A 22,620-nucleotide genomic window follows, 5' to 3' on the forward strand; every position below is an offset into this window, starting at 1 on the left:
CGTGACGGTGGGTGCTACAGCCCCAACTCCTGAGCCAGCACCGCCGCTTGCACCCGGCTGCGCAGCTCCAGCTTTCCCAGCAACCGGCTGACGTGCGTCTTCACCGTCGCCTCCGCCATGTCGAGCCGCCCCGCGATGTCCGCGTTGGACAAGCCCTCGCCCAGACAGGCCAGTACCTCGCGCTCACGCCGGGTGAGCGACTCCAGCACCCGGGGATCGGCCTTCGGCTCCCGGGGCTGCCCGGCCGCGAACTCGGCGATCAGACGCCGGGTGACGGCGGGCGCGATCAGCCCCTCGCCGCGTGCCACGGTCCGTACGGCGTCCAGGAGTTGGCGCGCCTCGGTGTTCTTCAGCAGGAACCCCGAAGCGCCCGCCCTGAGCGCCCCGAACACATACTCGTCGAGGTCGAACGTGGTCAGCACCAGTACGTCCGCGAGCTGTTCCTCCACCACCTGCCGCGTCGCCGACACCCCGTCAAGCCGCGGCATCTGCACGTCCATCAGCACCAGGTCGGGCCGCAGCTCCCGGGCCAGGGCCACCGCCTGCTCGCCGTCCGCCGCCTCGCCGACCACCTCGATGTCGGGCGCGCTGCGCAGGATGAGGACCAGCCCGGCACGGACGGCGGACTGGTCCTCGGCGACGAGGACGCGGATCATTCGCTCTCTCCTTGGGAGTTGTCGGTGACGGGAAGCGTGGCGCGTACGGCCCACACCTTGCCCTCGGGGCCGCTCTCGGGCGCCGCCTCGAAGCTGCCGCCGAGCAGCGCCGCCCGCTCCCGCATCCCCACCAGACCGGCTCCGGAGCCGGGGGCGCGAGGGCCGTCGCGGTCGCCGTAGGGGCTGGTCACCCGGATGTCGAGGACGCCGTCGCGCTGCGCGAGGCCGACCGTGACCCGGCCCGGGGCGGCGTGCTTGAGGGCGTTGGTGAGGGACTCCTGGACGATGCGGTAGGCGGCCAGTTCGACCGGGGCGGGCAGTTTGCCGTGCTCGGCGCTGAGACGGACGTCGAGGCCGTTGGTGCGGGCGCCCTCCACGAGCGCGGCGAGCCCGTCCAGCGTGGGCGCCGCCGCCGGTTCCAGGTCGCCGCTGCTGTCGCGCAGGATGCCGATCAGCCGGCGCATCTCGGAGAGGCCCTGGACGCTGTTCTCCCGGATGACCTCCAGCGCGTCCCGGGAGGTCTGCTCGTCGTCGAGGGAGAGCGCGGCGGTGGAGTGGATGGCGATCGCGGACAGATGGTTGGCGACCATGTCGTGCAGTTCCCTGGCCATCCGGGCGCGTTCGGCGGACACCGCCTGGGCGCGGTCCATCTCGGCGAGCAGCGCGGTCTGCTCGGCGTGCAGCCGGGCCGCCTCGGCGGCGTCGCGGTGGTTGCGCACGATCCAGCCGGTGGCCGCGGGCGTGAACGTCACGAGACCGACGACCATACCGATCAGCAGCGCCTCCGGCACCTGCCAGACCGCGATCGGCACCACCGTGCCGAGCACCGTCAGCAGGCCGGTGATCCAGGGCACCCGGCGGGCCGTGGCGGGCGGGCCGTACAGCACGGCCGCGTAGATGAGGTCGGTGAACATCACGACCGTCACCAGGTTGCCCTGGGTGAGGACGTCCCCGGTGATCGCGACGGTGCCGACGGCCAGACCGAGCCGGGGGCGGGTGCGGCGCAGCAGCTCGCACCCGGCCATCACGAACAGCGGCACCAGGACCGGCCAGCGGCCGTCCCAGACGACGACCGGGTCGTCCGCCGACCGGTTGCCGAGCCCGACGCCCCAGATGAGCAGTCCGCCGAGCAGGCCCGCGAGCGCGATCCACGCGTCGTCGCGGTGCGGGCGGGGGAGCGGTACGGCCATGACTCCATCCAACACGGCACCCGGCCCCGGTGCCTGATGCCCGGGAAGGGTCCCGCACTGCATCTTTCGATGTACCCCGGGTTCGTCAGCGACGACGACGAAAACGGCGCCCCGTGCCGGGAGCCTGGAAGGGTGACCGAGAGGAGCGAGCCGTGATCGTCGCGCTGATCATCATCTGTGAGGTCGGCTTCTGGGTACTGCTGGCCGCGGGACTGTCCTTCCGCTATCTGCTGCGGATGCCCCGCACCGGGATGGCGCTGCTGCTGTGCGAGCCGCTGCTGGAGGTCGTGCTGCTGGTCGCCACCGCCATCGACCTGAAGAACGGCGCCGAACCGAACTGGACGCACGGGCTGGCCGCGCTCTACATCGGCTACACCGTGGGCCACGGCCACCGCACCGTGAAGTGGCTGGACGGCCATGCCGCGCACCGCCTCGGCGGCGCCCCGCCGCCGGTCGGCCCGCCCCGCTACGGCATGGCCCGTGCCCGCCACGAGGGCAAGGTCTGGCTCGGCACGGTCACCGCCGCCGCGACCGCGAGCGTCCTGCTGCTCGTCGCCATGTGGTACGTCGACGACCCGAGCCGCACCGAGTCCCTGCGGAGCTGGATGTACGTGGCCTGGCGGGCGGCCGGCATCCACGGCCTGGTCGCGCTGACCTACGCGATCTGGCCGAAGAAGGCGCCGGCCGAGGAGAAGGCGTCCGGGACGTCAGCGCTCCCCGCCCGGGACCCAGAGCACGTCCCCGACCGCCTTGTTGGCCGTACGGGCAAGGATGAACAGCAGGTCCGATAGCCGGTTGAGGTAGGTCGCGGTGAGCGGGTTCATGGACTCCCCGTGCACCTCCAGCGCGGCCCACGTCGAGCGCTCGGCCCGGCGCACCACCGTGCACGCCTGGTGCAGCAGGGCCGCGCCCGGGGTGCCGCCCGGCAGGATGAAGGACCGCAGCTTCTCCAGCTGCTCGTTGAAGCGGTCGCAGTCCGCCTCCAGCTTGTCGATGTAGAACTGCTCGACCCGCAGCGGCGGGTACTCCGGGTTCTCCACGACCGGCGTGCACAGGTCGGCGCCCACGTCGAAAAGGTCGTTCTGGACGCGGGTGAGGACCGCGACGACCTCCTCGTCCAGACCGCCGAGCGCGATCGCCGTACCGATCACGGCGTTCGCCTCGTTGGCGTCCGCGTACGCGGAGATCCGCAGATCGGTCTTGGCGACCCGGCTCATGTCGCCGAGGGCGGTGGTGCCCTTGTCGCCGGTCCTGGTGTAGATACGCGTCAGATTGACCATGGGGTCAGCGTAGTAACCACCCCTCAACTACGCCGTCCGGGGCGTCCTGTGAGCCGCCCCGGTGTGATGTCCGTCAGATGAGACGTGACTCGCGTTACTAACCGATCACACAGCGCCTCACTGCCGCTAGGGTCCGGCCGAGAGGCCCCCTTTCGCTCGTATGCGCTCGCGCGGGGCCGACACCGAAATCAGCGTGTATTGGGGAGTCGCACAGTGGCACGGAAGCTTGCCGTCATCGGCGCCGGCTTGATGGGTTCCGGGATCGCCCAGGTCTCCGCACAGGCGGGCTGGGACGTCGTTCTGCGCGACGTCACCGACGCGGCCCTCACGCGGGGCACCGACGGCATCAAGTCCTCGTACGACAAGTTCGTCAGCAAGGGCAAGCTGGAGGCCGCCGACGCCGAGGCCGCCCTCGCCCGGATCACCGCCACCACCGACCTGGACGCCGCCGCCGACGCCGACATCGTCGTCGAGGCCGTCTTCGAGAAGCTGGAGGTCAAGCACGAGATCTTCCGGACGCTCGACAAGCTCGTACGCCCCGAGACGGTGCTGGCCTCCAACACCTCCGCCATCCCGATCACCAAGATCGCGGCGGCCACCGAGCACCCGGAGCGGGTCGTCGGCGTGCACTTCTTCTCGCCGGTGCCGATGATGCAGCTCGTGGAGCTGGTGCGCGGCTACAAGACCAGCGACGAAACCCTCGCCACCGCGCGCGAGTTCGCCGAGTCGGTCGGCAAGACCTGCATCGTCGTCAACCGCGACGTGGCCGGCTTCGTCACCACCCGGCTGATCTCGGCGCTCGTCGTCGAGGCCACCAAGCTCTACGAGTCGGGCGTCGCCACCGCCGAGGACATCGACCTCGCCTGCAAGCTGGGCTTCGGGCACGCCATGGGCCCGCTGGCCACGGCGGACCTCACCGGCGTCGACATCCTGCTGCACGCCACCAGCAACATCTACACCGAGTCCCAGGACGAGAAGTTCGCTCCGCCGGAGCTGATGCGCCGGATGGTTGACGCCGGTGACATCGGCCGCAAGAGCGGGCAGGGCTTCTACACGTACTGAGCCCCGAAAACCGCACACATCCCAGGAGCATCACCCGCTGGGGTGAATTCGGTATCGGTTCGCTTACAGACGGCAACCTCTGACTGCTTTGGGCCGTCAGAGGTTGCATCACCGGAACACACATCGCGGAGCACACAACGCACGCCTAGGGGAGCGCTATGCACATCAGGGGCGACCACGCCGAGCTGGTCGTCGGGGGCCGCCTCGACGTCCGCAGCGCGGCGGACGCCCGTACGGTCCTGCACTCGGCCGTCGACGACGGAGTCGGCGATCTCGTGCTGGACCTGTCCGAGCTGGAGTTCTGGGACGCCACCGGACTCGGGGTGATCATGGGGGCGCATCGGCGGGCCGGCCGCGCGGGCAGGCGCCTGGTGCTGCGCGCGGTGCCGCCGCAGATGCAGCGCCTGCTGGTGGCGACCCGGCTGCACCGGATCCTCGCCATCGAGGGCGGTATCGGCGTGGAGTCGCTGCCACGCGTGTGACCCCTCGGAGCGGGTGGGGCCAGGGCCTACGGAACGACAGGTTCCAGGGATCGGACGTTCCGGTTGCGAAGGGCATCACGCACGCAATCCTCATGAACCTGTGATGTCTCGGACGGCGCGCTACCCCGGCCTGTCGTAGATACTGTGCGAAGGTTTAGGGTTCGGTCGCCCGCTGCGTGACAACCCTTCGAGCGGGCCCGGACCAGAAGCGACAGCGCGGTGTGCACAACGGCCGGGAGGGGCTTCGGCACACGACGCTTTTGGGGGGCTTGAACCTATGGACCCGAACAACCGGGGACCCGAGGAGTACGGCCAGGAGGACGGTGCGACAGCGCCGCGCCCGCGCCCGCCCAGGGACCCCCTCACACCCGACTTCGGACAGCACGCGCCCGCAGTGGCCCGTACCGTGCAACTCGTCTCCGGCGACTTCCTGCTCACCGTCAACCCGGTGGACGGCAGCGAGATCGAGCCCTGCCCGCCCGGCGAGCGCCCGACCCGGCCCGCGAAGCTCAGCCCGGCCGCCCGCGCCGAGGCCGACCGCGCGGCCCGCCCGCAGACCCCGCCGGGACCGCCCCAGCCGGACCTGCCCCTGCTGGCCCGCCAGGACGAGCGCGAAGAGCTCGTACGCTTCCTCGCCCGCGGCCGCTCCGTACGCCTGACCGGCGCCGCCGGATCGGGCCGCACCAGCCTCCTCGACGTGGTCGCCGAGGACTGCTCGGACCTCGCCCCCGACGGCGTCGTCCGGCTCAACGGCTACCACCGCACGGTGGACGACCTGCTGCACGACCTGCTCTACGCCGTCTACGACGCACCCCTGTACCGCCCGGAACGGGACGAACTGCTCGCCTGCGTCCGTGAGATCGGCGCGGTCGTCGTCCTCGACGACGCCGAGATCGGCGGCGCCGCCCTCGACGAGCTGCTCGACGCCACCCCCGAGTGCGCCTTCCTGATCGCGGCCACGCCCGACGTGCCCGCGCCGTCCGCCGAGTCCGGGGTCGAGGAGGTCCTCCTCGGCGGCCTGGACCGCGCCGCGGGCCTGGACCTGCTGGAGCGGGCCGTCGGCCGGGAGCTGGCCGAGGACGAGGCCAACTGGGCCGGCGACCTCTGGTTCGAGTCCGAGGGACTGCCGCTGCGGTTCGTCCAGGCGGGCGCCCTGCTGCGCCAGCGCGACCAGCTGCGGGCCGGGGTCGGCGCCGTCGACGAGTACGGCGTCTTCGAGGACTCCCTGCCCGTCGACGTCGACGAGCCCTTCGACGTCGACGACAGCGTGGAGATCCCGCTGCCCGCCCTCGGCGAGGCCGCCGCGCCCGCCCCGCTGCTCGCCTCCCGGCTCAGCACCTCCGCCCGCGCCACGCTGCGCATCGCCGTCGCGCTCGGCGGCGAAGTGCCGGACCAGGCCCACCTGCCCGCCCTCGTCGACGACACCCACGCCGACGCCGCCCTGGGTGAACTGGTCGCCTGCGGTCTGGTCTCGCCGGTCGGCGCCACCTACCGGCTCGCGGCGGGCGTGCGCACCCAGCTGGTGGCCGCCGGATACGCCGAGGGCGCCGGCGAGCACGCGCTGGCCGCGGCCAAGCACTACGCCTGGTGGGCCGCACACCCCTCGGTCACCCCGGAGCGGGTCTGCGCGCAGGCGGACGCCCTGCTCGCCGCGCTCACCGCACTGGTGCCGGAGACCACCGCGCCCGTCGAGGAGGACGAGGAGACCGTTTCCGTCCTGCTCGCCCGGACCGCGGCGCCCGCCTTCGCCGGTGGACTGCACTGGAGCGCCTGGGAGCGCGCCCTGCGCGCCGGTGCCGAGGCCGCCCGGCTCGCCGGGGATGTCGCGGAACAGGCGTACTTCCACCACGAGTTGGGCGTCCTCGCGCTCTGCGGCGGCCAGTACGACCGGGCCCGCGCCGAGCTGGAGTCCTCCATCGGGCTGCGCGGCGCCCTCGCCGACAAGCGGGGCACCGTGGCGGGCCGCCGCGCCCTCGCGCTGGTCGCCGACCGCACCGGGGACACCCCGGGCGTCGGCATCCCGGCCGGGATTGGCGCCACGGCGGCGGAGGAGGTGCCGGACGCCCGGCACGAGGAGTCGCAGTCGCCGCCCGGCGGCACCCCGGCGTTCCCGCCGCTGCGGCCGGCCCCGAGCGACCCGGACCTCGTCAGCATCCACCGCACGACGGGGTCTTCTCCCAAGGCCGGCGGCGGCCTGAAGGGCCTCGCCAAGCGGAACCTCGTCGCGGCGGGCGCGGGCGCGCTCCTGGCGGCGGTGCTCGGCACCGTGGTGACGCTCGGCGCCACCTCGGACGGCGAGGCGGGCGCACCCTCCGACCAGGTGGGCGTCAACCCCTCGGCCAGCCAGGGCATCGGGGACGACAGCCTCGGCGCGGACAAGGCTGACGAGGGCGAGAACAAGGGCGACACCGGCACGGCGACCAGCCGTCCGACCGACCCCGGGCCCGACGGCACGCTCGGCACCTCCGACGACCCGACGCCCACGGAGACGGCGAGGCCGTCGGACAAGCCCAGCGGCAGCGAACGCCCGGACGACGACCCGTCGGACGGGCCGACGAAGCCGCCGAGCACCACGTCCCGGCCGCCGACCCAGACGACCCGGCCGCCGACGACGACGAAGCCGCCCACGGGCACGCCGACGACGCCGACGACGCCTCCGACCGACACCGAGGAGCCGACGCCGACGGAGACCGCGACGGGGTCCCCGGACACCTCCGACACGGCCAGCGGCCCGGCGGAGACCAGCACCTCGGCGAGCGCGGAGGACAGCCCGAGCGGCTCGGCCGACGTGATCTGAGGCCGCGTACGGCACACGCCCGCGTACGGCACACGGAGGGCCGGGTCCGTCAAGGACCCGGCCCTCTCGTCGTGTTGGGCGCGGTCAGAACAGCCGCAGCTTGTCGTCCTCGATGCCGCGCAGCGCGTCGTAGTCCAGCACCTGGCAGCCGATCCCGCGGTCCGTGGCCAGCACGCGGGCCTGGGGCTTGATCTCCTGGGCCGCGAAGATGCCGCGGACCGGGGCCAGATGGGGGTCGCGGTTGAGGAGCTCCAGATACCGCGTCAGCTGCTCCACACCGTCGATCTCACCGCGGCGCTTGATCTCCACGGCGACTGTCTGCCCCTCGGCGTCCCGGCAGAGGATGTCGACGGGCCCGATCGCCGTCATGTACTCGCGCCGGATCAGGGTGTAGCCCTCGCCGAGGGTTTCGATGCGGTCGGCGAGCAGCTCCTGAAGGTGTGCTTCCACGCCGTCCTTGATCAGCCCCGGATCCACGCCGAGTTCGTGCGTGGAGTCGTGGAGGACCTCCTCCATCGTGATGATGAGCTTCTCGCCCGCTTTGTTGACGACGGTCCAGACGCCTTCCTCGTCGCCGGTGCCCTCCTTCAGAGTGCACGGCGGGGACATCCAGTTCAGGGGCTTGTAGGCCCGGTCGTCCGCGTGGATGGACACACTGCCGTCCGCCTTCACCAGGATGAGACGGGGTGCGGACGGGAGATGGGCGGTGAGCCGGCCCGCGTAGTCGACGGAGCATCGGGCAATGACGAGACGCATGGTCGGCAACGCTACTCGACGGGCGCCAGTGCACGCGATTCGCCCTGGAAGAGCCCTGTTCAAGGGTGGCCGATTGTGTTCCTACGGGGACTTGTCCATGTGCGCATTCTTCTGGTGCCGCCCCGAGCCGTTGCCTACCGTAGTAAACGGGAGGTCGCGAGGCGTGCACGCAGAGTGTTCGAGGCGTGAACTCCCGTCCCTGTCCGGCAACCCCTGTTGTTCGGGGGTGCGAGAGGAGAACTCATGTCGCTCGACGTCTCACCGGCCCTATTGGAACAGGCCGAGCGAGGCGAGGTCGACGAAGCCGCCTTCGTCGACTGCGTCCGGACCTCCCTGCCCTACGCATGGGAGATGGTCAGCTCCCTGGTGGCTCAGCTGAAGGTCGACGGTGGAGAGTTCGCCGACAACCAGACGCCCCCGCCGGACGAGCAGGCGCGTGGTCAGCTGCTGCGTGCGCTTGCGAGTGACGCGATACGCGGTGCGCTGCAACGGCACTTCGGTGTGCGGCTGGCCTTCCAGAACTGCCACCGGGTGGCGGTGTTCCCGTTGGACTCCTCGGTCGACGAGACGCTCGCCCGTTTCACCTCGGTGCGCAGCCAACTGTTGAACCAGTCGCCGGAGCTGCGGGACTGCTGATCCGGTGAGCCGCTTGCTTGCCGCTCCGTACGCGGGAGGTGCATGGAAGTACCGGGGCGGCAAGCGTCCGGTCGGGCAGGTGCGTTCAGCCGAGGTGCGGGAGCACCTCGGCACCCAGCCGCCGTACGTTCTCCTCGGTGGCCGCGAGATCGCCCGAGCCCTCGACGAGCAGGGCGAAGCGGGAGATGCCGGTCCGTTCGCTGGTCGCCGCCAGCCGGTCCGCGCACAGCCGCGGGGTGCCCACCGGGTGCAGCCCGCAGAGCAGTTCGGTGTACGCCAGGGGGTCCCGCATCACCCGATGGCGGCCGTCCACCGTCATATGGGCCTCCAGGCCCTGCTTCAGAAAGCCCGGCATCGCTTTCAGGAGGGTCTCCGCCGCGTCGGTGCGCCGGTCGGCGATCTGGCAGACGCCGGCGGAGACATGGGCCGCGGCGCGGATCTCCTCCGGGGACCGGCCCGAGGCGCGCGCCTGCTCCCGCCACAGGGCGACCATCTCCGCCTTCTCCTCGTCGCCCACATGCATGCCGAGCAGCATCGGCAGGCCCCGCTCGGCGGCGAGCCGGACGCTTTTGGGTGAGGTGCAGGCGACGACGACCTCCGGCCCCGGTCCGCCCGAGAGGGCCTCGCTGGGGCGCGGGACGACCGGGACCGCACGGAAGCGGTAGCGCTCGCCGTCGGCCCCTACGGAGGGTTCGCGCAGCCAGCGCACCAGCAGATCGAGTGATTCCGGGAACCCCTGCTCGTAGGCCGCGAGCCCCGCGCCGAAGACCTCCAGGTCCACCCAGGGGCCGCCGCGGCCGACGCCCAGCGAGAAGCGGCCGCCGCTCGTCAGGTGCAGCAGCGCGGCCTGTTCGCCGACGGCGACGGGGTGGGTGGTGGGCAGTACGGTGACGGCGGTGCCGATCCGGATCCGCCGGGTGCGGCCCAGCAACAGGGCGGCCAGGGTGATGGCGGACGGGCAGGTGCCGTACGGGACGAAGTGGTGCTCGGCCAGCCAGACCGAGTCCAGACCCGCCTCCTCCGCGACCTCGGCCGAGCGGACCGCGCGGTGCAGCGCCTCCCCCTGGCCCTGCCCCGGGAACTGGGCCGCCAACATGAAACTTCCAACGCGCATTGCTCTTTTCCTGCTTCCTTGGCTCCGACGCGGAGCTCCCCCGCCCGGCATAACCGTCTGACACGTGCCGAGGACACGGCTTGACGGAGGGATTTCCGGATTGTCTGCAGAATGAGCTTCGGTGGCGGGGGACTTGTGGGGATTGGTGGCCTTCGCCTACCCCTGCCCGCGCCGCGTACGCTGGACGCGGCCCGTGCTTCCTGTATAGCCCCGTGAGGTGTCCTGTGTCCCCGCGTCGCAACCGTCCCAAGGCCGGCGGTGCGTCGGCCGCGTCCGGCCGGAGTGCCGAGGACGACGGCCGCGGCCGCTACGGCGGCTGGCAGTCCTCGGAGGAGTGGCAGGGCGAGGCCTGGAACGTCCGGCACGTGGCGGGCGCCAGCGCCCAGGGCAAGTCCTACCGCTGCCCCGGCTGCGACCAGCTGATCCCCGACGGTGTCCCGCACGTGGTCGCCTGGCCCGACCACGCCGGTGTGGACGACCGCCGCCACTGGCACAAGGCCTGCTGGAACGCGAAGGACCGCCGCACCACGAGGGTGCAGCGGTCCAGGAACGCGCCGAGGTTCTAAGGACACCACCCAGCGGACTACACGTCCCGCTTCTCCAGCAGGGCGAACGCGCCGGCGAACGCCGCCGCCGTGACCGCGAGCATGATCCACAGGGGGTCCCAGCCGGACGGGCCGCTGTCGGTGAGGGACTGGGAGTAGAAGGCGCTCAGCTGGTTCGGGATGGAGTACTCGAACAGGGCCTGGCGCAGGTCCTCCAGGGACTCCGAGAACATGAACAGCGCGATCACCAGCGGCGCCAGCAGAAGGCCGATCATGATGGTGATGGCGCCCGCGGAGTGCCGGATGATCGAGCCGACGAGCAGCGACAGCAGGCCGAGCAGCGCGATGAACAGCGAGACGCCGACCGTGCCCTTCAGCCACTCCTCGCCGGACGGCTCGCGCGCCCCGCTCAGCATGGAGACGTCCGCGAGCGCGACGAAGAACGCCGAGGCCAGCGTGACGGTGAAGGCGACCGCGAAGAACACGATGCCCTTGGCCAGCAGCACCCGCCCGCGGGACGGGCAGGCGGTCATCGTGGTGCGGATCATGCCGGTGCCGTACTCGGAGGCCGTGGTCAGCACGCCCAGCGTCATGATGCACATGATGCCGAGCAGCAGCCCGAAGAACCCGAACGACAGCGGGTTCTCGCCCGCCAGGTCGCTGTCCGAGGCGTTGGCGGTGACCAGCGCGGCGGTGGCCAGGCCGATGCCGACGACCAGCACGACGAACACGCCGAGTGTCCACATCGTGGAGCGCACCGAGCGGATCTTCGTCCACTCCGAGGCGAGCGCGTGCCCGAGGTGGGTGCGCTTGACCGGGATCGGCGAGGTGTAGACGGGGTACGGAGCGCCGGGCGCCGCCTGCCAGTTCGGTGCGGCGGTCTGCGGCATCGGGGGCTGCGGGGTGCTCATCGGGCGTCCTCGGACTTGGTCGTGTCGACGGCGGGGGCAGGGGCGGCGGGCGCCGCGGGCGCGGGCTGCGCGTACGGGTTCGGGGTGTCGCCCTGGGCGGCCGGGGGAGCGGTGGGCGCCGGCGGGGCGGCGTAGGGCCTCTGCGGCGGCTGCGCGGGCTGACCGGGCTGTCCCTGGGGCGTGGCGAACGGCTGACCGCCCTGCTGGGGCGGCGGCGGGGCGTACCAGCCCGGCTGGCCCTGCCCGGGCACCGGCATCGGCGGCTCGGCGCCGGGGGGCAGCTGCTGCTGGAGGCCGGCCTTCTGGTCGATCGTGGAGCGGTAGTCGACGGCGCCCTGCGTCATCCGCATGTACGCCTCCTCCAGCGACGCCTGGTGCGGGGAGAGCTCCCACAGCCGTACGTCCGACTCGTGCGCGATGTCGCTGATGCGGGGCAGCGCGAGCCCCGTCACCCGCAGCGCCCCGTCCTGCTCGGGCAGCACATGGCCGCCCGCCTCGATCAGCGCCGTGGACAGCTTCTCGCGCAGCTGCGGCTCGGTGTCGGGGGTGCGCACCCGGGCGAAGCCCGCGGAGTTCGCCGCGATGAAGTCCTGCACGCTCATGTCGGCGAGGAGCTGTCCGCGCCCGATCACGATCAGGTGGTCGGCGGTCAGCGCCATCTCGCTCATCAGGTGCGAGGAGACGAAGACCGTACGGCCCTCGGCGGCGAGCGACTTCATCAGGTTGCGCACCCAGAGGATGCCCTCGGGGTCGAGGCCGTTGACCGGCTCATCGAAGAGCAGCACCTGGGGGTCGCCGAGCAGCGCCGCGGCGATGCCGAGCCGCTGGCCCATACCGAGCGAGAAGCCCTTGGAGCGCTTCCTCGCCACGTCCTGGAGGCCCACCACGCCGAGCACCTCGTCGACCCGGCGGGCCGGGATGCCGGAGAGCTGGGCCAGGCTGAGCAGATGGGTGCGGGCGGTCCGGCCGCCGTGCACCGCCTTGGCGTCCAGCAGCGCGCCGACCTGCCGGGGGGCGTTGGGCAGCTTGCGGTACGGGTAGCCGCCGATCGTCACCTGCCCCGAGGTGGGGTTGTCCAGGCCGAGGATCATCCGCATCGTCGTCGACTTGCCCGAGCCGTTGGGGCCCAGGAAGCCGGTGACGGCGCCGGGCCGCACCTGGAAGGAAAGGTTGTACACAGCGGTCTTGTCGCCGTAGCGCTTGGTCAGGCCGACTGCCTCGATCATGCTCCGCACCCATCGAAAGGTTCAGGACAGCGGGGCACACGCCCCCGTAAGGGTTAGGAGGATATCCGGGCGCTGACGGTTCCCTTCATGACCGGGCAAAATCTGCGGCCCCTACGCGTCCCGCTTCTTCAGCAGGACGAAACCGCCCGCCAGGGCGGCGATCACCCACAGCACCATGATGCCGAGCCCGCCCCAGGGGCCGTAGGGGGTGTCGTTGTCCACCGGGGTGACCACCTGCATGATCTTGCTGCCGGCCTGGTCGGGCAGATAGCGGCCGATCTTCTTGGTGGCGGGGACGTTGCCGAGGATGGGGGAGACCAGGAAGAGGAACGGCATCAGGATGCCCAGCGACAGCATCGGCGAGCGGAGCATCGCGGCGACGCCCATGGAGAGCATCGCGATCAGCGCCATGTAGAGCCCGCCGCCGATGACCGCCCTGAGCACCCCCTCGTCACCGAGGTGCGCCTTGTACTCGCCGAGCATCGCCTGGCCCAGGAAGAAGGCGATGAAGCTGGTGACGAGGCCGACCAGCAGGGCGAGACCGGTCGCCACCGCGATCTTGCCGGACAGGAAGGTGCCGCGCTGCGGCACCGCGGCCAGCGAGGTGCGGATCATGCCGGTGCTGTACTCGTTGGACACCACCAGCACCCCGAACACGATCATCGCCAGCTGGCCCAGGCTCATCCCGGCGAAGCTGATGAAGGTCGGGTCGAAGGAGAGCCGGTCGTCGCGGTCCAGGTTGTCGTACTCGTGCTTGGACAGCAGCGAGATCAGCATGCCGAGGGCCACGGTGACCACCACGGCCAGCGACAGCGTCCACACCGTCGACGCCACCGACCGGATCTTGGTCCACTCCGAGCGCAGGACCTGGGTCGTCGCCATGGCTCAGCCCTCCTTCCGCCAGCTCTGTCCCCACCCCTGCGGCGGCTGTTCGGGCGGTGCCTCGGAATGCGCGTGGTACTCCACCGACTCCGCCGTCAGCTGCATGAACGCCTCCTCCAGGGACGCCTGCTGCGGGCTCAGCTCGTGCAGCACGACCTGGTGCTGCGCGGCCAGCTCACCGATCCGCTCGGACTTGCCGCCGTCCACTTCCAGCGTTCCGGCCGCCGTCCGTACGACCGTCATCCCGTTCTGCTTCAGCACCTCGGCCAGCCGGTCCTCGTGCGGGGTGCGGATACGGACGTAGGAGCGGGAGTTCTGCGCGATGAAGTCGGCCATGGAGGTGTCGGCGAGCAGCCGCCCCTGGCCGATGACGACGAGATGGTCGGCGGTCAGCGCCATCTCGCTCATCAGGTGGGAGGAGACGAACACCGTCCGGCCCTGCGCGGCCAGCGATTTCATCAGATTGCGGATCCAGTGGATGCCCTCGGGGTCGAGCCCGTTGACCGGCTCGTCGAACATCAGGATCCGCGGATCGCCCAGCAGCGCCCCCGCGATGCCGAGCCGCTGGCCCATGCCGAGCGAGAAGCCCTTGGCCTTCTTCCGGGCCACCGGGGTCAGACCCACCGTGTCCAGGACCTCGTGCACCCGCGCCCGCGGGATGCCGTTGCTCTGCGCGAGGCACAGCAGATGGTTGAAGGCGCTGCGCCCGCCGTGCATGGCCTTCGCGTCCAGCAGCGCCCCGATGTACTTCAGCGGGTCCTTCAGATGGTCGTAGTGCTTGCCGTCGATACGGACGTCACCGGCCGTCGGACGGTCCAGGCCCAGCATCATGCGCATCGTGGTGGACTTGCCCGCGCCGTTGGGGCCGAGGAACCCGGTGACGATCCCGGGTCTGACGGTGAAGGTGAGGTTGTTGACCGCCACCTTGTCGCCGTACCGCTTGGTCAGCCCCTCAAGCTCGATCATGCGCACACGCTAAAACGGGACAAAGCCCCCTGCCACCGCAGTGGCAGAAGGCCTTGTCCCGTTGGCGACAGGGCGCCGGAGCGCTGTTACCGGGTCTGCTGCGCGGGAACCCCGCGGGAGATCGGCTCGTCCTCGGCCGGGGTACCGGCCGCGGCCACCGCGGCACCGGTGAGGGTCGCCAGCATCTCGCGCACGTTGGTCAGCTGGGCGTTGATCGAGTCGCGGCGGTTGGTCAGCGCGGCCAGCTCACGCTCGGATTCCGAACGGATGCGGTCGGCCTTGGCGTTGGCGTCGGCCACGATGTCCTCGGCCTGGCGCTGGGCGGTCTCCACCGTCTGGCGGGCGCGGCGCTCGGCGTCCGTGCGCAGCTTCTCCGCCTCCAGGCGGAGCTGCTCGGCGCGGTGCTCGATCTCCGCGAGACGCTTCTCGGCCTTCTGCTGACGCGAGGCCAGGTCGCGCTCGGACTGCTCGCGGCGCTTGGCGAGGTTGGTCTCGAAGTCGGCGGCGGCCTGGGCGGCCTTGGCGCGGGTCTCCTCGAAGAGGGCGTCCGCCTCCTCGCGCTTGGACTGCGCGTCCTTCTGCGCCTCGGCGCGCAGCTGGGAGGCGTCGCTCTTGGCCTTCTCGACGATCCGGACGCCCTCGTCCTCGGCCTTGGCCTTGCGCTCCGCCGCGAACGATTCTGCGTCGTTGCGGACCTGCTGGGCCGCCGACTCCGCCAGCTCGCGGTGCTGCTCCGCGGCGCGCCGGGCCTCCTCGCGCAGATCCTTGGCCTCTTCCTCGGCGAGACGCAGGATCTTCTCGACGCGGGCGCCGAGCCCGGCGTACGACGGTTCGGCGTCGGTCACCTGGGCCTGGGCGTTCTGCGTTTCGAGGTGGAGCTCCTCGATGCGCTTTTCCAGAGCGGTGATGCGGGCGAGAGCGCTGTCACGGTCGGAGACGAGCTTGGAGATTCGTTCGTCCACCTGAGCGCGGTCGTATCCACGCCGCACAAGCTCGAAGCCGTAGGGGGAAGTGTCGCTCATGGGGTTCCTGTCGAATGAGACCGGTGAGGTGATAGGTGGAATCCTAGGGGCCGAAGCGGTGTGTCATCGAGCGGATACGTGTTTGATCTGGAGAATGACACCCCTTTTGAGTGGCTAACCGTCGGACGGCTTGCCAAAAAGTAGGTCAAAGGCCCCAGCCGACACCCGAATCGCATCGCTTGGCTAGCTCTCCGACGACTTGCCACCCGATCGTGGGGCGCCGATCGTCGCACCGGCCTTGACGCCGCCGTCCTTGCCGGCGCCCGGCGCCTCGAAGGACTCCAGCGCCTCCAGCACGTCCTGGACCCGGGAGATCTCGGCGTTGATGTCCTCCCGGCGGCGCACCAGCACCTCCAGCTCGCGCTTGCCCTCCTCGACCGTCCGCTTCGCCTCGCGGATCGCCTCGGCGCGCAGCTCCTCGGCCTCCTTGATGAGCGAGCTCTTCTTCTGCTCGGCCTCCTTCAGCAGGCCCTCGGCCTTCTTCACCGCGGCGATACGGACCTTGCCCGCCTCGGAGTTGGCCTCCGAGACCAGCTCCTTCGCCTTCGCCTGGGCCTTGGCCAGCTGCTCCTCGGCGGCCTTGATGAGCGCGTCGCAGCGGTCGCCGGTCGACTTCATGGTCTCCGCGGCCTCGCGGCGGGCCCGCTCGTGCAGCTCCTCGATCTCGCTGGTGATGCGGTCGCGCAGCTCCTCCGCCCGCTCCCTTATGGCGGTGGCGTCCCGGCGCGCCCCGACCAGCAGCTCGTCGGCGTCCGTACGGGCCTTCTCCACCAGCGAGTTGCCCTCGACCGTCGCCTCCGCGACCAGCCGCTCGGCCTCCTTGCGGGCGGCGCCCACCATGGTGTCGGCCTGGCCCTCGGCGTCCGCCGTCGTCTTCAGCGCCTGCGTCTGCGCCTCGGTGAGCAGCTTGTCGGCCTCGGCGGTGGTCTCCGTGATGAGTTTGTCGACCTGCTCCGCCGCCTCCGAGCGCCGCTTGTTGGCGTCCTTGCGGGCCTCGTCCAGCAGCCGCTCGGCCTCCTCGCGGGCGGCCGTCGTGACCCGCTCGGCCTCCGCCAGCGCCTGAGCCTTCACCCGCTCCGACTCGGTGCGGACCCGCTCGGCGTGCTGCTGCGCGGAACCCACCGTCTCGGCGGCCTCGGCGCGCAGCCGCTCCGCGTCCCCGGTGGCCTCCGACAGCAGCCGCTCGGCGTTGGCGACCGACTCGGCGCGGACCCGCTCGGCCTCCTCGGCCGTCTCGGTGGTGAGCCGTTCGGCCTCCTTGCGCGCCTCGGTGATCAGGGTGTCGGCCTGCGCCGCAGCGTCCGAACGGATGCGGTTGGCGTCCTCGCGGGCGTCCGCCCGGGTGCGCGCCGCCGCCTGGTCGGCCTCGGCGAGGGCGTCCGAGGCCTCGGTACGGACCCGCTGGGCGTGCTCGGCGGCGTCCGAACGCAGCCGGTCCGCCTCCGCGATCGCCTCCGACACGGTGCGCTCGGCCAGCGCCTTGGCGGCCTCCGACTCCTCGGACGCCTCGCGCCGGATCCGGCTCGCGTCCTGGGAGGCCCGCTCCCGCTCGGCGTAGGCGTCGGCGCGGACCCGGTCCGCCTCCTCCTCGGCCTCGCGCCGGGTGCGCTCGGCGACGTGCTCGGCGGCGCTGCGCAGCCCCTGGATCTCGTCCTGGGCCTGCTCGTGCAGCCCGGCCACCGAGTCGCGCACCTGCTGGGCGTGCTGCTCGGCGGCGGAGACCATCTCGGTGGCGCGCCGGTCGGCCTCCTCGACCAGCCGGACCGCCTCGGCCTGCGCCTCCTCCACCCGGTTGCGGGCGGAGGCCAGCAGTTCCTCGCTCTGCTCGCGGGCCCGCTCCCGCTCCTGGTCGGCCTCCTGGCGCGCGGAACCTAGCGTCTCCTCGGCCTCCCGGCGGCGCCTGACGGCCTCCTCCTGGGCGGCGGCCAGCGTCTCGGACGCCTCGGTCGCCAGCCGCTCGGCGGCGGCCTGCGCCTCGGCCCGTACCCGGTCGGCGCTGTCCTGCGCCTCCGACTTCAGCCGCTCCGCCTCGGCCGCGGCCTCCGAACGCAGGCGTACGGCGACGGCCTCGCCCTCCGCGCGGGAGGCGGAGGCGTCGGAGGCGGCCTCGGTGCGCAGCCGCTCCGCCTCCTCCTCGGCCTGCTGCAGCAGGGCGCGGATCCGGTCGGCGGCCTCGGTGCGCAGCCGCTCGCTCTCCTCGGCGGCCTCGCGGCGGATCCGCGCGGCCTCCTCCCGGGCGTCGGTCAGCGCCTGCTCGGCGGCCGTCAGCCGCTGCTCGGCCTCCGTCTGGAGCCGGGTCAGCTCCTCGGCGGCCTCCACCCGGCGGGCCTCTATGGCCTGCTCGGTCTCCTCGCGCAGTTCGCGCGCGGCCCGCTCGGCCTCGGCCCGGATGCCGTCGGCCTGCTCGACCGCCTCCTCGCGGTGGCGCTCGGCCTCCTTGCGGGTGCGCTCCAGGACGTCCTCGGCCTGCCGGCGCAGCGTGGTGGCGCGCTCGATGGCCTCGGTGCGGACCTTCTCGCTGTCGGTGGTGGCGGTCTGGCGCAGTTCGTCGGCGTCCGCCTTCGCCTTGGACAGCAGCTCCTCGGCGGTCTTGGCCGCCTCCTCGATCTGCTGGACGGCCTCCTTGCGGGCCTCCGCGCGGATCTTCTCGCCCTCGGCGACCGCGTCGGCGCGCAACTGCTCGGCCTCGCCGCGCAGCCGCCGCGCCTCCTCCTGGAGCTCGACCGTCTTGGCCCGGTACTCCTTGGTGTCGTCCTTCGCGGCGCCCTTGAGCTGCTCGGCGATGTCGTGCGCCTCGGCGCGCAGCCGGTCCGCCTCGGCCTCCGCCTCGCGGCGGATCCGCTCGGCCTCCTCGGCGGCGGCCTTGGTGGTCTTCTGCGCGTCCTCCTGCGCCTTGTTGAGGACGTCCTCGGCGGTCTTGGCCGCCTTCGACAGCTGGGTCGCGCTTTCCTCGGCGGTGAGCGTACGGGCCTTCTCGGCGGCCTCCGCCAGGACCTTCTCGGCCTCCGCGCGGGCGTCCGCGACGATCTGCTCGGCCTCCGCCTTGGTGGCCTCGGCCTCCTTGGTGGCCTCGCTGACCAGCCGGGCGACCTGCTCCTTGGCGGTGCGGGTGCGCTGCTCATTGGCGGACTCGGCGCTGCTGAGCGCCTTGGCCGCGGCCTCCTTGGCCTCGGCGAGGACCTTCTCCGCCTCCGACTGCGCCTTGCGCAGCGTCTCCTCGGCCTCCGTCATCCGCTGCTCGGCGGCCCGGCTCAGCTCACTGGCCTGGCGGCGGGCCGCGTCCGACTCGCTGACGGTGGAGTTGCGCAGCTGCTCGGCGTGGTCGGTGGCCTCCTGGGCCTGGGTGGAGGCGGCGTTCAGCAGCCGCTCGGCGTCCGCGCGGGCGCGGCGCAGCAACTGCTCGGCCTCCGCGCGGGCGGCCTCCGCCTCGCTCTGCAGGCGCTGGCGGGCCTCGGCGGTGAGCCGCTCGGCCTCCGCGCGGGCCGCCGCCATGGCCTGCTCGGCCTCCGCGCGGGACTCCTCCAGCAGACGGCGGGCCTGGGACTCGCTGCGGGCGCGCAGCTGCTCGGCCCAGGCGACGTTCTCGTTGACGTGCGACTCGACGGTCTGGCGGCGCTCGGCGAGCTCCTGGTCGAGCTGCTGGCGGCGGGTGACGGCCTCCTGGTGCAGCTCCGCCTGGAGGCGCGCGGCCTGCTCGGCGTGCTCCTGGAGGATGCGCTGCGTCTGCGCCCGGGCCTGGCTCAGCTCGCGCTCGGCGTCCTGGCGCAGCTGGTCGGCCTGCATCTGCGCGTTCCGCAGCAACTGCTCGGCCTGGTAGCCGATGTCACCGCCGCCGAAGTCGGGACGGGACATGATGGTGCGCCGCGCCTCGTGCAGCTTGGCGCGCAGCACCTCGACCTGGTAGCCGAGGTCCTCGGCGTGCTGGATCGCCTTTTCCCGCTCGGTCTTCAGCCGATCCATCTCGGCCTCGAACCGAGAGAGGTGGTCGACGTCAGCCGCCGGCTCTCGCTCCTGGCGTTCGTAGCCCCGCACTGCGCGGTCCCATCCGTCCCCTGGTCGCAAGTCTCTCCATACGAGCTCCGTCCATCCGCCGAACGGGGCCCCCGGGGAATGGTGTCAGATCAACGACGGAGCATGGGCTGCTGCCCCGACGCTCGTCCCCCGAAACCTGGACCCCGGCCCGCGATCGAACGCCGAAGAGGCGACGACCGACCCCAACCCTACCGGCCCCTATGTACGAGGGTCAGTGCTCAGGTGACTCAACGGGCGCCGAAGTGACCAGTTCTGTCAGTACGCCGTGGCAATCCTTGGGGTGCAGGAAGGTGATCCGTGACCCCATGGAGCCGCGTCGCGGCTCTTCGTACAGGACCCGGACGCCCTTGTCCTTGATGTCGGCCGCGTCCGCGTCGACGTCGGCGGTGCCGAAGGCGATGTGGTGGACGCCCTCGCCGTTCTTGGCGAGCCACTTGGCGACGGTGGAGTCCTCCCGGGTCGGCTCCAGGAGCTGCAGGTACGACGCCCCGCCGTCGGACGTATCGTTGATCTTGAGCATGGCCTCACGGACCCCCTGCTCTTCGTTGACCTCGGAGTGGAACACCTCGAAGCCGTAGGTGGCCCGGTAGAACTCGACAGTCTTGTCGAGGTCGAAGCAGGCGATCCCGATGTGGTCGATTCGCGTCAGCATGGTGTTAGTGCAGCGCTCCCGAGGTGGTAACGCAACGTGCCAGCGATCACACCGACAGCCCGGTGACGGCACGGAGTGCCACTCAGTACATTCGAAGTAAACCCTCGTTCACTCCTCGGCTGTGCAAGCTGGAAGGGGATCGCACCTCATGTCTGGAACGAACGGCACTACCTCGGTGATCGTCGCGGGCGCCCGTACGCCCATGGGACGGTTGCTGGGCTCGCTGAAGACCTTCTCCGGAGCCGACCTCGGCGGCTTCGCGATCAAGGCCGCCCTCGACCGTGCGGGGATCGGGGGCGACCAGGTGCAGTACGTGATCATGGGGCAGGTCCTCCAGGCCGGCGCCGGTCAGATCCCGGCCCGCCAGGCCGCCGTCAAGGCCGGCATCCCGATGAACGTCCCGGCGCTGACGATCAACAAGGTCTGTCTCTCCGGCCTCGACGCCATCGCGCTCGCCGACCAGCTGATCCGCGCCGGTGAGTTCGACGTGATCGTCGCCGGTGGCCAGGAGTCCATGACCAACGCCCCGCACCTGCTGCCGAAGTCCCGCGAGGGCTTCAAGTACGGTGCGATCGAGATGCTCGACGCGATGGCCCACGACGGCCTCACCGACTCCTTCGAGGGCATCGCCATGGGCGAGTCCACCGAGAAGCACAACACGCGCCTCGGCATCGGCCGTCCGGAGCAGGACGAGATCGCCGCGCTCTCCCACCAGCGGGCCGCCGCCGCACAGAAGAACGGCGTCTTCGAGGCCGAGATCACCCCGGTCGAGATCCCGCAGCGCAAGGGCGACCCGATCCTCTTCAGCAAGGACGAGGGCATCCGCGCCGAGACCACCGTGGAGTCGCTGGGCAAGCTGCGCCCGGCGTTCGCCAAGGACGGCACGATCACGGCCGGCACCTCCTCGCAGATCTCCGACGGCGCCGCCGCGGTCGTGGTGATGAGCAAGGCCAAGGCGCAGGAGCTGGGTCTGGAGTGGATCGCCGAGATCGGCGCCCACGGCAATGTGGCGGGCCCGGACAACTCGCTGCAGTCCCAGCCGTCGAACGCCATCCTGCACGCCCTGAAGAAGGAGGGCCTGGAGGTCTCGGACCTCGACCTGATCGAGATCAACGAGGCGTTCGCGGCCGTCGCGGTCCAGTCAATGAAGGACCTCGGGGTGTCCACGGAAAAGGTGAACGTCAACGGCGGCGCCATCGCCCTGGGTCACCCCATCGGCATGTCGGGTGCCCGGCTGGTGCTGCACCTGGCGCTGGAGCTGAAGCGGCGGGGCGGCGGGGCGGGCGCGGCCGCGCTGTGCGGCGGCGGCGGTCAGGGTGACGCGCTGATCGTGCGGGTCCCCAAGGCCTGACCTGTCTTTCCTTGAGTGAACGGAGCTGTGATGCAGGACGTCTCCACGCTGGTGGCCCAGGCCAGGGAGGGCAGGCCGCGCGCCGTGGCCCGGTTGATCTCCCTGGTGGAGGGGGCGTCCCCGCAGCTCAGGGAGGTCATGGCGGCGCTCGCGCCGCTGACCGGCGGGGCGTATGTGGTGGGTCTGACGGGCTCGCCCGGGGTGGGCAAGTCGACCTCCACGTCCGCCCTGGTCACTGCCTATCGCAAACAGGGAAAGCGGGTCGGTGTCCTCGCCGTAGACCCCTCCTCCCCCTTCTCCGGCGGTGCGCTGCTCGGTGACCGGGTGCGGATGTCGGACCACGCCTCCGACCCCGGCGTCTACATCCGCTCGATGGCGACCCGGGGTCACCTCGGGGGGCTGGCGTGGGCGGCGCCGCAGGCGATCCGGGTGCTGGACGCGGCCGGCTGCGACGTGATCCTTGTGGAGACGGTCGGGGTCGGGCAGTCGGAGGTGGAGATCGCCTCGCAGGCGGACACGTCCGTGGTGCTGCTGGCGCCGGGGATGGGGGACGGGATTCAGGCGGCGAAGGCCGGAATCCTGGAGATCGGCGACGTGTACGTCGTCAACAAGGCCGACCGGGACGGGGCGGACGCCACCGCTCGCGAGCTGAACCACATGCTCGGGCTGGGGGAGGCCCGGGGGCCCGGGGACTGGCGGCCGCCGATCGTGAAGACCGTCGCCGCGCGTTCGGAAGGCGTCGACGAGGTCGTGGAGGCGCTGGAGAAGCACCGGGCGTGGATGGAGGAGCGAGGGGTGCTGGCCGAGCGGCGCCGTTCCCGTGCCGCTCGGGAGGTCGAGACGATCGCGGTGACCGCGCTGCGGGAGCGGATCGGGGACCTGCACGGGGATCGTCGCCTCAGTGCGCTGGCGGAGCGGATCGTGGCGGGGGAGCTGGATCCGTACCGCGCGGCGGACGAACTGGTGGAGGGCCTGACGCGGTCGTAGGGGGTTCCTTTTTCGCCCCCGCCGCCCCTACCCGTCCCGTACCTGGGGGCTTTCGCCCCCAGACCCCCGTTTC

The 22,620-nt window shown here is 71.6% G+C and carries 20 protein-coding genes; 8 read left to right on the forward strand and 12 right to left on the reverse strand.

The window, feature by feature from the left end:
• Positions 1-14: 14 nt before the first annotated feature.
• Positions 15-656: a response regulator gene (locus ACZ7L7_RS23795; RefSeq protein ID WP_285510089.1), complete on the reverse strand. Its 642-nt coding sequence runs from the start codon at positions 654-656 to the stop codon at positions 15-17.
• Entirely contained in the window at positions 653-1,846 is a 1,194-nt protein-coding gene (locus ACZ7L7_RS23800) for a sensor histidine kinase (protein WP_472077047.1), read from the reverse strand. Before ACZ7L7_RS23800 ends, ACZ7L7_RS23795 begins: the two co-directional genes overlap by 4 nt.
• Positions 1,847-1,998: 152 nt before the next feature.
• Between ACZ7L7_RS23800 and ACZ7L7_RS23805 the strand changes: the two genes are divergently transcribed.
• Positions 1,999-2,637 (forward strand): hypothetical protein, encoded by a 639-nt coding sequence (locus ACZ7L7_RS23805; protein ID WP_472077049.1) that lies wholly within the window; start codon positions 1,999-2,001, stop codon positions 2,635-2,637.
• Here the strand turns inward: ACZ7L7_RS23805 and ACZ7L7_RS23810 are convergent.
• Positions 2,554-3,126 carry a cob(I)yrinic acid a,c-diamide adenosyltransferase gene (locus ACZ7L7_RS23810; RefSeq protein WP_453605828.1) on the reverse strand — a complete coding sequence of 191 codons (573 nt, stop codon included), beginning with the start codon at positions 3,124-3,126 and terminating at the stop codon, positions 2,554-2,556. The two genes, ACZ7L7_RS23805 and ACZ7L7_RS23810, sit on opposite strands and share 84 nt — an antisense overlap.
• A 213-nt stretch (positions 3,127-3,339) precedes the next feature.
• Between ACZ7L7_RS23810 and ACZ7L7_RS23815 the strand changes: the two genes are divergently transcribed.
• From ACZ7L7_RS23815 to ACZ7L7_RS23825, 3 genes are all read left to right on the forward strand, one after another.
• A complete protein-coding gene (locus ACZ7L7_RS23815) occupies positions 3,340-4,188 on the forward strand; it encodes a 3-hydroxyacyl-CoA dehydrogenase family protein (protein WP_471427641.1) in 849 nt (282 codons plus the stop codon).
• A 158-nt stretch (positions 4,189-4,346) separates the two neighbouring features.
• The gene (locus ACZ7L7_RS23820; RefSeq protein ID WP_093720234.1) at positions 4,347-4,670 is read left to right on the forward strand and encodes an STAS domain-containing protein; all 324 of its coding nucleotides are present in this window, start codon (positions 4,347-4,349) and stop codon (positions 4,668-4,670) included.
• 277 nt (positions 4,671-4,947) lie between these two features.
• Complete coding sequence (locus ACZ7L7_RS23825; RefSeq protein WP_472077051.1) at positions 4,948-7,467, forward strand: ATP-binding protein; 2,520 nt, start codon at positions 4,948-4,950, stop codon at positions 7,465-7,467.
• Between the two features lie 84 nt (positions 7,468-7,551).
• Here ACZ7L7_RS23825 and nucS read toward each other — a convergent pair whose 3' ends face one another.
• The gene (gene nucS / locus ACZ7L7_RS23830; RefSeq protein ID WP_093720232.1) at positions 7,552-8,223 is read right to left on the reverse strand and encodes an endonuclease NucS; all 672 of its coding nucleotides are present in this window, start codon (positions 8,221-8,223) and stop codon (positions 7,552-7,554) included.
• A gap of 243 nt (positions 8,224-8,466) precedes the next feature.
• Between nucS and ACZ7L7_RS23835 the strand changes: the two genes are divergently transcribed.
• On the forward strand, positions 8,467-8,859 hold the full coding sequence (locus ACZ7L7_RS23835) for an SCO5389 family protein (protein ID WP_093720231.1): 393 nt from the start codon (positions 8,467-8,469) through the stop codon (positions 8,857-8,859).
• An 85-nt stretch (positions 8,860-8,944) separates the two neighbouring features.
• Here ACZ7L7_RS23835 and ACZ7L7_RS23840 read toward each other — a convergent pair whose 3' ends face one another.
• Positions 8,945-9,973, reverse strand: coding sequence for an LLM class flavin-dependent oxidoreductase (locus ACZ7L7_RS23840; protein WP_285510083.1), 1,029 nt, complete (start codon positions 9,971-9,973; stop codon positions 8,945-8,947).
• Between the two features lie 224 nt (positions 9,974-10,197).
• Here ACZ7L7_RS23840 and ACZ7L7_RS23845 point away from each other — a divergent pair, with 224 nt between their 5' ends.
• Entirely contained in the window at positions 10,198-10,539 is a 342-nt protein-coding gene (locus ACZ7L7_RS23845) for an ATP/GTP-binding protein (protein WP_285510082.1), read from the forward strand.
• Positions 10,540-10,556: 17 nt separating this feature from the next.
• Here the strand turns inward: ACZ7L7_RS23845 and ACZ7L7_RS23850 are convergent, their stop codons facing one another.
• The 7 genes from ACZ7L7_RS23850 to mce form a co-directional block, all read right to left on the reverse strand.
• A complete protein-coding gene (locus ACZ7L7_RS23850) occupies positions 10,557-11,429 on the reverse strand; it encodes an ABC transporter permease subunit (protein ID WP_285510081.1) in 873 nt (290 codons plus the stop codon).
• Entirely contained in the window at positions 11,426-12,655 is a 1,230-nt protein-coding gene (locus ACZ7L7_RS23855; protein ID WP_472077053.1) for an ABC transporter ATP-binding protein, read from the reverse strand. Before ACZ7L7_RS23855 ends, ACZ7L7_RS23850 begins: the two co-directional genes overlap by 4 nt.
• 111 nt (positions 12,656-12,766) lie before the next feature.
• The gene (locus ACZ7L7_RS23860; RefSeq protein ID WP_285510079.1) at positions 12,767-13,537 is read right to left on the reverse strand and encodes an ABC transporter permease; all 771 of its coding nucleotides are present in this window, start codon (positions 13,535-13,537) and stop codon (positions 12,767-12,769) included.
• Between the two features lie 3 nt (positions 13,538-13,540).
• Positions 13,541-14,503, reverse strand: a complete 963-nt coding sequence (locus tag ACZ7L7_RS23865) for an ABC transporter ATP-binding protein (RefSeq protein WP_285510078.1) — start codon at positions 14,501-14,503, stop codon at positions 13,541-13,543.
• An 86-nt stretch (positions 14,504-14,589) separates the two neighbouring features.
• The gene (locus ACZ7L7_RS23870) at positions 14,590-15,525 is read right to left on the reverse strand and encodes a coiled-coil domain-containing protein (RefSeq protein ID WP_285510077.1); all 936 of its coding nucleotides are present in this window, start codon (positions 15,523-15,525) and stop codon (positions 14,590-14,592) included.
• 183 nt (positions 15,526-15,708) lie between these two features.
• Positions 15,709-19,557, reverse strand: a complete 3,849-nt coding sequence (gene scy / locus ACZ7L7_RS23875; protein WP_472077055.1) for a polarized growth protein Scy — start codon at positions 19,555-19,557, stop codon at positions 15,709-15,711.
• A 211-nt stretch (positions 19,558-19,768) separates the two neighbouring features.
• A complete protein-coding gene (mce, locus tag ACZ7L7_RS23880) occupies positions 19,769-20,209 on the reverse strand; it encodes a methylmalonyl-CoA epimerase (protein WP_086563263.1) in 441 nt (146 codons plus the stop codon).
• Positions 20,210-20,357: 148 nt separating this feature from the next.
• Between mce and ACZ7L7_RS23885 the strand changes: the two genes are divergently transcribed.
• Positions 20,358-21,560, forward strand: a complete 1,203-nt coding sequence (locus ACZ7L7_RS23885; protein WP_472077057.1) for an acetyl-CoA C-acetyltransferase — start codon at positions 20,358-20,360, stop codon at positions 21,558-21,560.
• A 30-nt stretch (positions 21,561-21,590) separates the two neighbouring features.
• Entirely contained in the window at positions 21,591-22,547 is a 957-nt protein-coding gene (meaB, locus tag ACZ7L7_RS23890) for a methylmalonyl Co-A mutase-associated GTPase MeaB (RefSeq protein ID WP_453605838.1), read from the forward strand.
• Positions 22,548-22,620 lie beyond the last annotated feature (73 nt).

Source organism: Streptomyces sp. NPDC110618, assembly GCF_055657065.1.